General features: G+C 59.9%; 9 protein-coding genes and 1 pseudogene. 5 read left to right on the top strand and 5 right to left on the bottom strand.

What is annotated here, in order from left to right; genetic code table 11:
- Nucleotides 1-153: 153 nt before the first annotated feature.
- The gene (glyA, locus tag SM765_RS17475; protein ID WP_274834205.1) at nt 154-1,449 is read right to left on the bottom strand and encodes a serine hydroxymethyltransferase; all 1,296 of its coding nucleotides are present in this window, start codon (nt 1,447-1,449) and stop codon (nt 154-156) included.
- 222 nt (nt 1,450-1,671) lie between these two features.
- Between glyA and SM765_RS17480 the strand changes: the two genes are divergently transcribed.
- On the top strand, nt 1,672-2,427 hold the full coding sequence (locus SM765_RS17480) for an NAD kinase (RefSeq protein WP_274828442.1): 756 nt from the start codon (nt 1,672-1,674) through the stop codon (nt 2,425-2,427).
- Between the two features lie 82 nt (nt 2,428-2,509).
- On the opposite strand, the gene SM765_RS17485 is transcribed toward SM765_RS17480, so the two are convergent.
- Nucleotides 2,510-3,946, bottom strand: coding sequence for an amidase family protein (locus SM765_RS17485; protein ID WP_274838770.1), 1,437 nt, complete (start codon nt 3,944-3,946; stop codon nt 2,510-2,512).
- Between the two features lie 394 nt (nt 3,947-4,340).
- Between SM765_RS17485 and prpE the strand changes: the two genes are divergently transcribed.
- A complete protein-coding gene (gene prpE / locus SM765_RS17490) occupies nt 4,341-6,233 on the top strand; it encodes a propionate-CoA ligase PrpE (protein ID WP_274835656.1) in 1,893 nt (630 codons plus the stop codon).
- Nucleotides 6,234-6,341: 108 nt separating this feature from the next.
- Here the strand turns inward: prpE and SM765_RS17495 are convergent, their stop codons facing one another.
- A complete protein-coding gene (locus tag SM765_RS17495; protein ID WP_274838769.1) occupies nt 6,342-7,730 on the bottom strand; it encodes a methyl-accepting chemotaxis protein in 1,389 nt (462 codons plus the stop codon).
- 475 nt (nt 7,731-8,205) lie between these two features.
- On the opposite strand from SM765_RS17495, the gene SM765_RS17500 reads away from it, so the two are divergent.
- On the top strand, nt 8,206-9,243 hold the full coding sequence (locus tag SM765_RS17500; protein WP_274838768.1) for a calcium-binding protein: 1,038 nt from the start codon (nt 8,206-8,208) through the stop codon (nt 9,241-9,243).
- Between the two features lie 133 nt (nt 9,244-9,376).
- Here the strand turns inward: SM765_RS17500 and SM765_RS17505 are convergent, their stop codons facing one another.
- Nucleotides 9,377-9,799: a tellurite resistance TerB family protein gene (locus tag SM765_RS17505; RefSeq protein WP_368981642.1), complete on the bottom strand. Its 423-nt coding sequence runs from the start codon at nt 9,797-9,799 to the stop codon at nt 9,377-9,379.
- A 270-nt stretch (nt 9,800-10,069) separates the two neighbouring features.
- Here SM765_RS17505 and SM765_RS17510 point away from each other — a divergent pair, with 270 nt between their 5' ends.
- Complete coding sequence (locus tag SM765_RS17510) at nt 10,070-11,650, top strand: lysine--tRNA ligase (RefSeq protein WP_274838767.1); 1,581 nt, start codon at nt 10,070-10,072, stop codon at nt 11,648-11,650.
- A gap of 220 nt (nt 11,651-11,870) precedes the next feature.
- Here the strand turns inward: SM765_RS17510 and SM765_RS17515 are convergent.
- Nucleotides 11,871-12,170 (bottom strand): annotated as a pseudogene (locus SM765_RS17515) (integrase core domain-containing protein); the annotation flags it as partial.
- A 135-nt stretch (nt 12,171-12,305) separates the two neighbouring features.
- Between SM765_RS17515 and SM765_RS17520 the strand changes: the two are divergent.
- Nucleotides 12,306-13,562, top strand: a complete 1,257-nt coding sequence (locus SM765_RS17520; RefSeq protein WP_368981643.1) for an IS110 family RNA-guided transposase — start codon at nt 12,306-12,308, stop codon at nt 13,560-13,562.
- The last annotated feature ends 312 nt before the right edge of the window (nt 13,563-13,874 follow it).

Here is a 13,874-nt window from a genome sequence, read left to right on the forward strand (position 1 = left end):
GGTTACCAAACTGTGCAGGGCGGAGACGGTCCTGTCAGGCGCCGTACTCCCCCTTGAGAATATCCATTGCCCGATAAACCGACATTCGGCAAGAAAAATGCCCGGGCGATGTCATCGCGCCGGGCACTGGAAGCATAAAGAACCGTTCTGGGATCAGAGGTTCGGGTAGAGCGGGAAGCGGGCGCATAGGGCCGCGACCTTGCCGCGTACGGCCTCTTCCACGGCCTCGTTGCCGTCTTCACCGTTGGCGGCCAGACCATCGATCACCTCGACGATCAGGTCGGCGATGTGGCGGAACTCTTCCTCACCAAAGCCGCGGGTGGTGCCCGCCGGGGTGCCAAGGCGGATGCCCGAGGTCACGGTGGGCTTTTCCGGGTCAAACGGGATGCCGTTCTTGTTGGTGGTGATATGCGCACGGCCGAGGGCCTTGTCCACGATATTGCCGGTCACGCCCTTGGGGCGCAGGTCGACCAGCATGACGTGGGTGTCGGTGCCGCCGGTGACGATGTCCAGGCCGCCCTTGATCAGCTGATCAGCAAGGGCCACGGCATTGGCGCGCACTTGCTTCTGGTAGCTTTTGAACTCGGGACGCAAGGCCTCTCCGAACGCAACAGCCTTGGCTGCGATCACATGCATCAGCGGGCCGCCCTGGATACCGGGGAAGATGGCTGAGTTCACCTTCTTGGCGATGTCGGCATCGTTGGTCAGGATCATGCCGCCGCGCGGACCGCGCAGAGTCTTGTGGGTGGTGGTGGTCACCACATGCGCATGCGGGAAGGGCGAGGGATGCTCACCTGCGGCCACGAGACCGGCGAAGTGGGCCATATCCACGTGCAGATAGGCACCAACCTTATCTGCGATTGCGCGGAAGCGGGCAAAGTCGATGACCCGCGGGATCGCGGAGCCGCCGGCGATGATCAGCTTGGGCTGGTGCTCAAGCGCCATGGCTTCGACCTGATCATAGTCGATCAGGTTGTCGTCGCGGCGCACGCCATAGTGCACGGCGTTGAACCATTTGCCCGACTGGTTGGGCGCGGCGCCGTGGGTCAGGTGACCGCCCGAGGCGAGATCCATACCAAGGATGGTGTCGCCGGGTTTGATCAGCGCCTGGAAGACGCCCTGGTTGGCTTGGCTGCCCGAGTTCGGCTGAACATTCGCAAAGCCGCAGCCGAACAGTTCCTTGGCGCGTTCGATCGCCAGGTTTTCCGCCACGTCGACATACTGGCAGCCACCGTAGTAGCGGCGCCCCGGGTAGCCTTCGGCGTATTTGTTGGTCAGCACGGATCCCTGTGCTTCCATCACTGCGGCAGAAACGATGTTCTCCGATGCGATCAGCTCGATCTCGTCGCGCTGGCGGCCCAGCTCGTCAGTGATCGAAGAATACAGTTCGGGATCGCGATCGGCGAGGGACTGGGTGAAAAAACCGGGGTCACGGGTGGTCTCGGTCATGCTGGCTCCGTCGGGTTGGAGGTGGGATTGCGCGATTTCCTATCGGAAACACGGCCGATCTAAAAGCCCGTAAAGCGACTATTACCTGCGGCAGAACGGCCACTCTGGTCTTTGTGGGGCAGCTGTGCTTGTTTCGGAACCGAATGCGCACCACCGGAAACAGATTTCCGCGCCCTGCGCCCCCAGTCGTGACCTCAGGGTGGCCCCAATGAGAATAGCTTCATGAGAATCGCCTTTCTGGCCAGCTCCGCCAAGGTGGCGCAAACCGCGCTCAAGGCTTTGGTCGACCGCTATGGAAATGTTCCGCCGCAGGAGGCGGAAGTGATCGTGGCTTTGGGCGGAGACGGCTTCATGCTGCGCACCATGCACGAAACCGTCGATCTGCCCGCGCCGGTCTATGGCATGAACCGGGGCACCGTCGGCTTCCTGATGAACGAATATCACGAAGAGGCGCTGATCGAGCGGCTGCGGGAAGCGGAGCAGGAAATCATCAATCCGCTATCGATGACGGCAATGGACCGGGATGGAAAGATCCACCACGCGCTTGCGATCAACGAGGTGTCGCTGCTCCGCGCCGGGCCACAGGCGGCGCGGCTGAAGATTTCGGTGGATGGGCGACAGCGGCTGGCCGAGCTGGTTTGCGACGGGGCGCTGGTGTCCACGCCCGCCGGCTCTACCGCCTATAATTACTCTGCCCACGGCCCCATTCTGCCCATCGGCGCCGACGTCCTGGCTCTGACGGCGGTGGCCGCCTTTCGCCCGCGGCGTTGGCGCGGAGCGCTGCTGCCCAGTACCGCCAATGTGCGTTTTGACGTGCTGGAGGCCGACAAACGCCCGGTGATGGCCGAAGCGGATTCAATCTCATTCGAGAATATCGACTGGGTGGAGATCCGGACGGATACAAGCATCCGGCACAAAATCCTGTTTGATCCCGGCCACGGTCTGGAAGAGCGGCTGATCTCGGAGCAGTTCACCTGATCCAGAAGACTGAGATGTGAAAAGGGGCGCTGCGGTTTGCAGCGCCCCTTTATAAAGGTGTTCAAGGTTGGGGCAGGCTGTGTCAGCCCTGATCCATCATCTCCCACAGCGGCAGATGCATACGGCCAACGCGAGCCTCGATCGCGGCGCAGGCATCGACCGCCATGTCTTCGCGCCAGCGCGGCGATACGATCTGGACGTTGATCGGCTGCGGGCCTTGCTCCAGCTGCGCCAGCCGGGAGGGAACACAGCCCGCAGGTAGCCCCATGAAGTTCATCGCATAGGAATAGACCGCGCAGCCCAGCACCTCGTGCACGCCTTCAGCACCTTCGGTGTCGCGATCCGGTTTGAAGAAGGGCTGCGGCAGGAAGGGGGTCAGCACGAGCGGGTAGTCCTGCTGGAAAAGGGACCACTCCCGCGCGTAGTGGCTGCGTTTTGCCATCATCTGCAGCAGCTCATCGCCCATGAAAGGCGGGAACTCCTGGAAGTAGACCTCGAAGATGTCGCGTACGGTTTGCGATCCGGCGGCATCCACGTCCTTTTTCATCATCGCGTAGACCTCGCCCATCAGGGCGCGATAGCCGTTGCGGCCTGCCTCGAACACATTGGGCGGCTCGACCTCTTCCACCACGTAACCGGCATCGCTCAGCGCATCGCGGGCGGTCAGCAGCGCCGCCTCGACCTCGGGGTGTAGATCATAGCCGTGGGTGTTGCGGGTAAAGGCGACCTTGATCGGTCCTTCGGGGGCTTCCCCGCGCCAGGGCAGGGGGACGTGGAAGGGATCGCGCGCATCGGGGGCGATCATGGTCGGCATTGCCAGGTGCAGATCCTCGGCCGAACGGGTGATCAGACCCTGCACCGACATGGATTGCGCCAACATGCCGCGCTCTGCCTTCTGGCTGGGGTTCCAGGCAGGCACACGGCCCAGGCCCGGTTTCACCGTGACTGCGCCGTTGGCCGCAGCCGGAAAGCGCAGAGAGCCGCCGATATCATTGCCATGCCCCAGCGCGCCGATCCCGGCCATTACGGCTGAACCTGCGCCGCCAGAAGAGCCACCCGGCGAAATATGCCGCCCCCAGGGATTGTAGGTGCGTCCGTGCAGCGGGTTGTCAGTATCAGCACGGAATGAAAACTCCGGCGTATTGGTGCGCCCAATCACGACGGCACCGGCCTTGTGCAAGTTCTCGACTACCGGGGCATCCGCCGGGGCGATGAGATCCTTTAACGCGGTGACCCCGTTCGAGGTCGCATGACCCGTCTGATCGACGTTGATCTTGATGGTGACCGGCACCCCGTGCAGCGGGCCGGGCGCAGCGCCTGCAGCGCGTGCCTTATCGAGGGCCCGGGCGCGTTCCAGCGCCTCGGCGCTCAGGTCTTCGACCACCGCATTGAGCGCGAGATTTGCGGTCTGCATGCGGTCGATCGAGGACTGAACCGCGGCCTCGGCGGAAATGTCCCCGGCACGGGTCTGGGTGGTCAATTCGGTGGCGCTGAGACGCCAGATATCGCTTTGTGTCATATGTAATTCTCCTGCCGGCAGGTTAGACGCCGCGCGTCGGGTTGCAAGGGGATATGCGGCAAAACCAGGGATCATTTTGCGACTTGCTGCGGGAACGGGCAGGGCTGTGCGCATGCCGCGCGGAACGCAAGATGGGCGTCCTGACGCGTGGAGTGCTGCGCATTGATTCGAAGGCGTAGCGGCAGGCCTTAGCCAAATCGGCTTTGCAATTTTGCAGATTTCCAGAAATCGCGCCGTAATACGTAAGGCTCCGCCGCGTTTGCATATATTTGCAGGGCGCAGCCGCAAAGAATTGCAAATTTCTGCTACACTGTGACGCCACGTTCTTTCGGCGGCTTGCCCGGGTGCATCGGTTGGGCGTAACTCTTTTGCATCGAGGAGCGAGGAGGACGCCATGTCGTATCAAGACGTATATGCCAGCTGGAAATCGGATCCTGAGGGGTTCTGGATGGAGGCCGCGAAAGCGATCGACTGGGACCAGGCTCCGAGCCGGGCGCTGAGCGATCTTGGCGGCGGGCTGTACGAATGGTTCGCCGACGGCATGGTCAACACCTGCTACAATGCCGTTGACCGCCACGTGGAAAACGGACGGGGTGAGCAGACGGCGATCATCTATGACAGCCCGATCACCCATACCAAGCGCGAGATTTCATTCGTCGAGCTGCGCAACCGCGTCGCCACGCTGGCCGGTGCGCTGCGGGCCAAGGGCGTTGAAAAGGGTGACCGGGTCATCATCTACATGCCGATGATACCCGAAGCCCTTGAGGCGATGCTGGCCTGCGCCCGTATCGGCGCGGTGCATTCGGTGGTCTTTGGCGGTTTTGCGGCAAACGAACTGGCGGTGCGCATCGACGACGCCACTCCCAAGGCGATCATCGCTGCCTCCTGCGGGTTGGAGCCGGGCCGGGTGGTCCACTACAAGCCGCTCTTGGATGGGGCCATTGATCTGGCCTCGCACAAGCCCGACTTCTGCGTGATCTTCCAGCGTGAACAAGAGGTTGCCGAGCTGGTCGAAGGGCGTGATGTCAACTGGCATGGCTTCCAGTATGGGGTCGAACCGGTCGATTGCGTGCCGGTCGAGGGCAACCACCCGGCGTATATCCTCTATACCTCCGGGACTACGGGGCAACCCAAGGGCGTGATCCGCCACACCGGCGGGCAGCTGGTGGCGCTGAACTGGTCTATGAAGAACATCTACAACGTAGATCCGGGCGACGTATTCTGGGCGGCCTCTGATGTGGGCTGGGTCGTGGGGCACAGCTACATCTGCTATGGGCCACTGATCCATGGCAACACCACAATCGTGTTCGAGGGTAAACCTGTGGGCACCCCCGATGCGGGTACTTTCTGGCGGGTGATTTCCGAGCATAACGTCAAGAGCTTCTTTACCGCTCCTACGGCGTTCCGCGCCGTGAAGCGCGAAGACCCCAAGGGCGAATTCGTCGGTAAATACGATCTGTCCTGCTTGAAACAGGTGTATCTCGCAGGCGAACGTGCTGACCCTGACACCATCACCTGGGCGCAGGACCAGCTGAAGGTGCCGGTGGTCGACCACTGGTGGCAGACTGAAACCGGCTGGTCCATCGCAGCGAACCCGCTGGGGATCGAGGAGCTGCCGACCAAGCTTGGCTCGCCCGCCGTGCCGATGCCGGGCTATGAGGTGGATATTCTGGATGAGGGCGGCAATCCGATGCCTGCAGGTGAACTTGGCGCCATCGCGGTGAAGCTGCCCTTGCCGCCGGGCACCCTGCCAAACCTCTGGAATGCCGAGGAACGTTTCAAGAAAAGCTATCTCACCACCTTCCCGGGCTACTATGAAACCGGCGATGCAGGCATGAAGGATGAGGATGGTTACCTCTATATCATGGCGCGCACTGATGATGTGATCAACGTGGCCGGCCATCGCCTGTCCACCGGCGGCATGGAGGAGGTTCTGGCCTCGCACCCCGATGTTGCCGAATGCGCGGTGATCGGCGTCAGTGATCAGTTGAAGGGGCAGATGCCGGTTGGCTTTCTTTGCCTGAACGCGGGCACCAACCGCCCGGGCGAAGAGATCGTCTCTGAGGTCGTGAAACTGGTACGCGAAAAGATCGGCCCGGTTGCGGCATTCAAACTGGCCGTGGTGGTGGATCGCCTGCCCAAGACGCGGTCTGGCAAGATCCTGCGCGGCACCATGGTCAATATCGCAGACGGCACGCCCTACAAGATGCCCGCAACCATCGACGATCCGGCCATCCTGGATGAGATAAAGGACGCCCTGCAAAGCATCGGCTACGCCAAGGGCTGAACCAGTCTGAAGGCTAGAATACCAAACCGTGCCGCATTGCTGCGGCGCGGTTTGTTCGTTGGGGGTCGAAGAAAGCCAGTGCTCGCGGAGGGTTTTGAAACCCCCGTCTCAGGCCGCCGGACGGTGTGTTTGTAAGGGCGTTTCCGGGGTGGTTTGGACAGCCCGGACGGTGCCTTGCCCCGCGTCGCCGCCGACCTTGAAAGTAGCGACACGCTGCTGCAGCAGCCGGGCGTTGTGCGACAGGTCCAGACTGACCGCGCTGGTTTCTTCCACCATTGCGGCATTGCGCTGCGTGACCTGATCAAGCTGACCGATGCCAACGTTGATCTCTTGCAAGGCGGCTGCCTGTTCCTTGGCGCCACTGGCGATATGACCGATGCGTTCGGAGATGTCCGATGCGCCGCCAATGATGGTCTGAAGTTCCTGGCCGACCTGTGCCACGACATCCACACCCGAATGCACCTGCGAAGAGCTGCGTTCGATCAGCTTTTTGATTTCCCCTGCAGCGCTGCCCGAGCGTTGGGCCAGGGTTCGAACCTCGGCCGCAACCACCGAAAACCCCCTGCCTGCCTCTCCGGCGCGGGCGGCCTCGACGGCGGCATTCAGAGCCAGAAGGTTGGTCTGAAACGAAATGTCGTCAATGAGGGAGACAATGCTTCCGATTTCCTCGGAGGATTGCTTGATCGCCTCCATCGCGTCGACGGCCCGGTCCATGACTTTGTTGCTGTCCTTAGCAGTCCGCTGCGCCGTATCTGCGATGCCTTTGACGTCCTGCGCCAGATTGGCCGAGGAATTGACCGCTGATGACAGCTCTTCCAGTGCGGCGGCGGTTTCTTCCAATGTCGCCGCCTGCGATTCCGTGCGTGACGACAGTTCCCCTGAAGCGCCCTCAATCCCGTCGGCGGCTGCGGAGACTGTCGATGCAACCTGTTTGACCGATAGAACCACTTGCTCCAGTTTTTCGATGGCCGCATTGAAGGTGGTGCCGAGGGTGCTCAGCTCTTTGATGTCTGATACCTCGACCCGGTGCCGCAGATCGCCCTGGCTGATGGCCTCTAGCCCGGTAAGGATGCCATCCATGGCTTCCTGGCGGGCGCTGGCATCGGACACGTCGGTGGCAATCTTGATGACTTTGCGCACCTTGCCTTCAGAGTCGAATACGGGCGCATAGGTTGCCTGTATCCAGACAGGTTCGCCGGATTTCGAAACTCGTTCGAAGCGGTCCGAATAATATTCCCCCGATGCCAATCCCGACCAGAAGGTCGCATAATCCGCCGATTGCGCGTCTTCGGGCTTGACGAACATCGAATGATGATGACCTTCGATCTCGCTGAGTTCATAGCCCAGGGTGTCGAGGAAATTCTTGTTTGCTTTTAGGATTGTGCCGTCAGTCGCAAACTCGATAACGGCCTGTGTCCTGTCGATGACGTCCAGAACCGCCTGCTGTTCTTCGAACTTTCTTTCCCGCCGAGTACGGGGCTTGATAATTTTCAGCATCAAATCGTCCTCACATAATAACTCTTGCCTTAGTAATCGGCAGGAAAAAGGGTCTGTCGATACGTGCAAAACGTTGAATTGTTGCAATCAATAAACGATTTGAGGTGCGGGCGTGTTTTTCAAAATTTTCGGTGAAACGGAAGGATGAACAATCTTTTCAGGATCTTCCGAAGTATTTTGTAATCCTTATGGTTGCAGTAGCCGCGGGCGGCTCCATTAACTTTTGCGAATTTTTTACGGCTGTTAATTCGCTATGCTGCTTTTGTGTATGCCTGCCGTGCAACAGTCGGCAAAGGTAATCGCCTAAGTTTTCAGCCGTCTGAACACGTTATCCGGTTTGAGCCGCTGGTTGTCTGCTTGGGTTACCGGTCGGCGAAACGGAGGCGAGGCGCAATACTTGGAACAAATCCATCGATCTGTTAGCGGTAGCTAGGTGTAGAGTTCAATCTGGTGACAGTATTAAGGGGTGGAAATAATGCGTGCGAAGGTTTCTTGGGGACAGAACGCAGACGAGATGGGGTTTGCCCAACCGCATAACATCTTCAATCTTTTCAACGGAATCGTCGGGAATGATGATTTCCCCATCAAGACATCAACTGACCGCGCCCTGGTCGTTGAGGGGCAGTTGGGGTTTGCGGGCTTTCCGCTGGACCTGCGGATGACGATCAAGGGCGTCGGTTTCACCTATCAGGGCGATGAGGTCACGGGCGGGGAGATCCGCCGGATCAAAGTCGAACAGCTGACCGATGATGGCGGGACCGCCAAGATCTTCAATATGCGCGGCTTGCGGATCGACGTGAACGATCTCACCGATGCGATGGATTTTGAAGACAACGGTGGCTTTGATGGCACCGTTGAAGAGCTGCTCTATGGCAAGGGCTGGGTTTACCGGGGCGTGCCTTCGGTGGATGTCATCGACCCGAATGAGATGTTTTTTGGCAATGGCACCCAATTCAGCATGGATGGGCGGGACAAAATCTTTGGCCGCGCCGGGGACGACACCATCCTTAGCGGTGAAGGGCGTGATTTCGTGAGCGGGGGGAACGGCAACGACTTCATTCGCGGCGGGTTGGGGAAAGACACCCTGAAAGGCGGCCGAGGGGATGATGAGATTTATGGCGACGTCGGCTACTGGGACGGGCGACGCGACAAGATCTTTGGCGGTGGCGGCGACGACTACATTGAGGCCGGCGCTGGCAACGACCGTGTCAACGGTGGCCGCGGAAACGATAAGATGGTTGACACTGTCGGGCGCGATACCTTTGTCTTTGGTAAGAGATCCGGTCACGACTGGATCCACGATACTGACAACAACGGTGCCGACTTGATTATCCGCACCGGCAAAGAGATCACGGTCACCTTCATCAATATGGAGGATGAGTTCAGCTCAGGCCCCTGGGCCGGGGAATACTTTGACCGCGGGTTCCTGCTGGAATGGGGGCGCAACAGCCTGCTGCTTGGAACCTATGGCGATATCGAAGATTTCGGCCTAACAGATTATACCATGCTGTGATGGTCAAAGGGCGCAGGGCGAGGAGTATCGCGCCTTGCGCCCGTCAGAAGCCGTCAGAATTTGCTTGCGAACGTCCCGAGCATAAAGCTGCTGCGGGCAGGTTATTGTGTGTGGGTCCTAAGTGGGGCCGTGCCTAAACCATGTGCCGCGCGCGGGCGCCGCGTTCAATGGCGGCGGCGTGCAAGCGGTCGATGTTCAGCTCATACCGCATTTCTTCCAAAAGACGCAGCTCGGATTCCGCCAGCGTGCCATCGGCAGCAGCCACGTCACAGGCCAGCGCATAGGCGGTTTCGAACAGGCGTTCTGGCAGGTTGTCCCGGATCAGGCCGAACAGGGCGTCCAGCCCGTCCTCCTGCTCGAATAGGTCGAAAACGGTGTGCGAGATCGTGTTGATCCGGTCGATGTCATAGTCGGCAAAGACCGGCAACATGTTGACTGCGGATTGGATCTTGACCAGCTCGGCGGTGCGGATGTTCTCGTCCGAGGCCGAAATCGCCACCATCAGCGCCACGAGGCAATCCTGCGGCGTCATCGGATGGGGGGCTTGCTCGCTCATGGGGGCAACCTTTTGTAAAACCACTGTACATCACGGACGATATGCGGGGTTTTCTGCGGGTGCAACCATGCCGGTCCGCAGGTCGGCCCCCGGGGCGGTGTTTTGCCGCCGACAGGCGGATCCTGCAGGTTTTGTTGCGCGGGGCGACGGGGTTTGGCGCCAGTGTTTATTGACTTATGCCGCACCGGCACAATAGAGGAGGAGGCCGGATGCAAGACGCATGCCGGTAAAGCGGATATAGGCCGATTGGCGGCCCCGATGGAGAACAACATGTCTGAACTGCGCGAAACCGCTCTGACGAGCAAAGCCTGGCCGTTTGAAGAAGCACGCCGCATTCTCAAACGTTATGCCAAGGGCGCGCCGGAAAAGGGCTATGTGCTGTTTGAAACCGGCTATGGTCCCTCGGGTCTGCCTCATATCGGCACCTTTGGCGAGGTTGCGCGCACCACGATGATCAAGCGCGCCTTCGAGGTGATCTCCGATATCCCGACCAAACTGATCTGCTTTTCCGACGATCTGGACGGCATGCGTAAGGTGCCGGGCAATGTCCCGAATGCCGAAAGCCTGCACGACCACTTGCAAAAGCCGCTGACCTCGGTGCCCGATCCCTTTGGCACCCACGACAGCTTTGGCCATCACAACAACGCCATGCTGCGCCGGTTCCTGGATACCTTCGGGTTCGAGTATGAATTCTACTCGGCGACCGAATTCTATGGCTCGGGCCAGTTTGACGAGATCCTGAAGCGTGCCTGTGAACGCTATGACGAGATCATGGAGGTCATGCTGAAATCTCTGCGCGAGGAACGGCGCCAGACCTATTCGATCTTCCTGCCGATCCACCCGGAAACCGGCCGCGTTCTGTACGTACCGATGAAAAAGGTGGATGCGGAAAACCACAGCATCACCTTTGACGATGAGGACGGCAGGGAATGGACCCTGCCGGTCACCGGCGGCAACGTGAAACTGCAGTGGAAACCGGATTTCGGCGCGCGCTGGGCGGCGCTGGAAGTTGATTTCGAAATGTACGGCAAGGACCACAGCACCAACACGCCGATCTATGACAAGATCTGCCGGATCCTGGGCTGGCGCGCGCCTGAACATTTTACTTATGAGCTGTTCCTCGATGAGAACGGCCAGAAGATCTCCAAGACCTCGGGCAATGGCGTGTCGATCGATGAATGGCTGACCTATGCCTCTTCCGAGAGCCTTGCCTACTTCATGTATCAAAAGCCGAAAACGGCCAAGCGGATGCATTTCGACGTGATCCCCAAGGCGATGGATGAATACCATCAGCAGCTTCGGGCCTACCACGGTCAGGATCTCAAGGGGCAGCTCAACAACCCGGTTTGGCACATCCACGGCGGCGACGTGCCGGAATCCAAAATGGTGGTGCCTTTCTCGATGCTGCTGAACTTGGCCTCTGTGGCGTCGGCGCATGACAAGGAAACGCTCTGGGGCTTTATCCGCCGCTATGCGCCCGATGCGACGCCGCAGACCCACCCCGATCTGGATGCGGCGGCGGGCTTTGCTGTCAAATACTACGAAGACTTCGTCGAGCCGCAGAAAGTGTTCCGCGCGCCGAGCGACGTCGAACGTGCCGCGCTGGAGGAATTCCGCGGCAAACTGGCATCCTGGGATGGCGAGACCACGGGCGAAGCGCTGCAAGGCATCGTCTTTGAAGTGGGCCGCGAGCATTTCGGCAAGGAGAACATGCGCGACTGGTTCAAGGCGCTTTATGAGGTTCTGCTGGGCGCCAGCCAGGGTCCGCGTTTTGGCGGCTTCGTCGCCCTTTACGGCGTAGAAGAGACTGTTGCCCTGATCGACAAGGCGCTGGCTGGCGAGCTGGTCTGAAGGTCACCGCAAGCCAAGGATGAGAAGGGCGCCCAATGCGGCGCCCTTTGCTGTTCATGGTGCAGCGTTGGTGCAATCGCGTTGTGGGTATGACGCCGTATTCCACAAAGGCGCGCGACACAATATTCGGGTGTCCCTTGCTCTTGAGGTTGGCTGTGATGGACGAAGCGCCATTTCAAGGCGATAGCTCGTGACCTGCTCCCCTTTGAGTCCGCGGTTGTTAGTTCGCTCTGTTCAGTGTTTGGTCCTCTATTGACCGTTGGTGATACTCCCACGGAGTGAGCCCGTCGAGGCTCGTGTGGGGGCGATGGTGATTGTAATCGTCACGCCAAGACGCGATCAGCTCCCGGGCGTGGCGCAGGTTTGCGAACAGATGCTCGTTGAGGCACTCGTCTCGCAGGCGGCCGTTGAAGCTCTCGACGAAGCCGTTCTGCATGGGCTTCCCAGGCGCGATGTAGTGCCACTCGACCTTCCGGTCTTCCTGCCATTTCAGGATGGCATTCGACGTAAGTTCGGTCCCATAGCACGTCGGGAAAGAGCGCTGCCGAGAGGTTATGGCCACGCGCGCAGCCCCCAAATAGCGCAGCGTGTGGCCATAACCGGTCTCAGGTCTCAACAGTGGTTTTGCAGAACCACACCGCTTAGGAGACCGGCTATGACCGCCACCGATACTACCGCTTCGCCCTTGCTGGTCGCCATCGACATTTCCAAGCATCGCCATGAGGTGCTGATCGGCGTCCCAGGCAAAAAGCGCCGTCGCCGAATGACGATCCTGAACACGCTTGACGACTTCCAGCGTCTGTCCGCAACCCTTGCCAGCTATGACATGCCGGTGCGGATAGGGTTCGAAGCGACCGGCAACTACCACCGAACGTTGGCGCACCATCTCGGGCGAACCGGGTTCGAGCTGAAGTTGGTCTCCTCGGTCGGCCTGGCCCGCACGCGGGAGGCCCTGCACAACAGCTGGGACAAGAATGACCCGAAAGACGCTCAGGTCATTTTGCACATGCTCGAGATCGGCGCCGTGCAATTCTTTCATGATCCGATGGTGGTCGGGACCGTCGACATCCAGGAGCTGTCAAAAACGCACGAGATCGTCTCTCGGTCCAAGACCGAGCTGTGGCACCGCATTCTCACCCACTACCTGCCGCTGTATTTTCCCGAGGCTGAAAGATTCCACCGAAGCTCGCGGACGGATTGGTTCCTGGCATTCCTGGAGAAGTACCCATCGCCACACATGATCTCGGCCCTGAGCCGCGAAGCCTTCATCGCCGATGCCTGGGATGTCGTTGGCCGCAAAGTGTCCAAAGAGCAATTGCTTTCAGATATTTACGCCACCGCAGTCAACTCTGTCGGATTACCAGTTCATGCGGATTCTGACGCAGTGCGCATGTTCCGCCTTGTTCTTGCAGAGGGGCGCAGCCTGGTCCGGCAGCGCGATATTATCGAGGCACGGGCCGTCGAGCTGTTGTCGGACCTGCCAGACTATCAGCTGCTGACCACCATTCCCGGCATCGGCCCGATCAACGCCATGACAATCCTCGCGGAGGCCGGCGACCTTCGCCGTTTCCGCCATCACCGCCAGTTCCTGAAGTTCTGTGGCATGGACCTCGCCACCGTCCAGTCCGGCATGTTCCGCGGTCAGAGCCGGATCTCGAAGTACGGCAATGCCCGGCTGCGGCGCACGCTCTGGATGGCCGGTCAAACCGCGGTACTGAAGCGGACCAACAGCTTCCGGGACAAATTCGAACGCTACATTTCGAAAGACCGACACAACGCCCATCTGCGCCGCAAGGCTTACACTGCGATCGCGGCCAAGATGGCACGCACCGTACACGCCGTGGTCAATCACGGCGAACCCTATCGCCCCTTCTTCGAGGGGGTGAGCCCAGGCGGAAGGACCTCTCTCTGACGAGCCGTGGAGGCAGCTTGCTGACCTCGTAGATAATGTTCGGGCCTTCTGCTTGGGATTTGGGATCTCGTATTGAGGACGGTGAGGGCCGCCAAAGCGCGTACCCTGTGTTTGCTATGGAAGAGATCATTTCTTGACGGCAGAGCCCGTCTGGGCAACTTTAACAGGGCATCCGGAGCACCAGATGCCCCATGACCTGCTGACCTAAGCGGCCAGATTTTCCCGACATAGGACGTTGTCGCTGACCACCATGCACGGATAACCGCGCGTTCGGGCGATATTATCGAGCTCACGGGCAACCCGCTGGCCGGA

Origin of the sequence: Pseudophaeobacter sp. 1A09344 (genome assembly GCF_041008745.1) — a bacterium.
Classification (GTDB): Bacteria; Pseudomonadota; Alphaproteobacteria; order Rhodobacterales; family Rhodobacteraceae; genus Phycobacter; species Phycobacter gallaeciensis_A.

Bases quoted from the DNA above. Each gene is read 5' to 3' on its own strand.
- glyA (WP_274834205.1), bottom strand. From the start codon at position 1,449: ATGACCGAGACCACCCGTGACCCCGGTTTTTTCACCCAGTCCCTCGCC.
- SM765_RS17480 (WP_274828442.1), top strand. From the start codon at position 1,672: ATGAGAATCGCCTTTCTGGCCAGCTCCGCCAAGGTGGCGCAAACCGCG.
- SM765_RS17485 (WP_274838770.1), bottom strand. From the start codon at position 3,946: ATGACACAAAGCGATATCTGGCGTCTCAGCGCCACCGAATTGACCACC.
- prpE (WP_274835656.1), top strand. From the start codon at position 4,341: ATGTCGTATCAAGACGTATATGCCAGCTGGAAATCGGATCCTGAGGGG.
- SM765_RS17495 (WP_274838769.1), bottom strand. From the start codon at position 7,730: ATGCTGAAAATTATCAAGCCCCGTACTCGGCGGGAAAGAAAGTTCGAA.
- SM765_RS17500 (WP_274838768.1), top strand. From the start codon at position 8,206: ATGCGTGCGAAGGTTTCTTGGGGACAGAACGCAGACGAGATGGGGTTT.
- SM765_RS17505 (WP_368981642.1), bottom strand. From the start codon at position 9,799: ATGAGCGAGCAAGCCCCCCATCCGATGACGCCGCAGGATTGCCTCGTG.
- SM765_RS17510 (WP_274838767.1), top strand. From the start codon at position 10,070: ATGTCTGAACTGCGCGAAACCGCTCTGACGAGCAAAGCCTGGCCGTTT.
- SM765_RS17520 (WP_368981643.1), top strand. From the start codon at position 12,306: ATGACCGCCACCGATACTACCGCTTCGCCCTTGCTGGTCGCCATCGAC.